Raw genomic sequence first — 831 nt, 5'->3', positions numbered from 1 at the left:
ATGGGTGATGAGATGGACGCTCCCTAATACGGCGTCAATGCGCCAAACTGATGTTGAACCATACAGTTACTTAAGGAGCGTCCACTATGAAAGTTACCACTATTGCGATTGATTTGGCAAAAAATGTTTTCCAAGTTTTAGGAATGGATAACCATGCAAAGCAAGTCTTCAATAAACGTTTAAATCGCACTCAACTGACTGAGTTTATGTTGCAACAACCCCATTGCGATGTGGTATTTGAGGCTTGCTATTCATCCCATTACTGGGGGCGTAAGTTTCTCGCTATGGGGCATAACGTTAAGCTTATTCCAGCCCAACATGTCACCCCGTTCGTGCGAGGCAGTAAAAATGACAACAATGACACAATGGCGATTTATGAAGCCAGCTTTAGGCCTAACATTCGTTTCGTGCCAGTGAAAACCGAAGAGCAGCAAGAAATATTGATGTTACACCGAGTCAGAGAGCGATTAGTGAAAGAGAAAACCGCCTGCACTAACCAAATTAGGGGTGTTTTAGTTGATTTTGGCATTTGCTTTGCTCAAGGTTATAAAGCCTTTGAACTGGCCATTTGGGACATCATTAATGATGCATCACAACGCCCTATCATCAAACTGATGGCTAATGATTTCTGGGATGAATATCAAAGTGTTAATAAACGTTTAGACAGAATTAATACCTTGATAAAAAAGCTTGTCGAGCGTGACCCTAATGGCAAAATCTTATTAAGTATTCCTGGTATCGGCCCCATTATCGCGTCAGCGTTTGTTGCATCAATTGGCAAAGGCCAGGCGTTTAATACTGCTAAAGAACTGGGGGTGTGGCTGGGGTTAA

The 831-nt window shown here is 42.4% G+C and carries 1 protein-coding gene; it reads left to right on the top strand.

What is annotated here, in order from left to right; genetic code table 11:
• Positions 1-86: 86 nt before the first annotated feature.
• Positions 87-831 (top strand): IS110 family RNA-guided transposase (locus AC19MV_RS23005; protein ID WP_498310040.1); only part of this gene is annotated, 745 nt, incomplete at its 3' end.

This window comes from Shewanella sp. MF05913, assembly GCF_059758095.1.
Note: the sequence above shows the minus strand (reverse complement) of the source record. Positions and strands in the feature narration are given on the sequence as shown.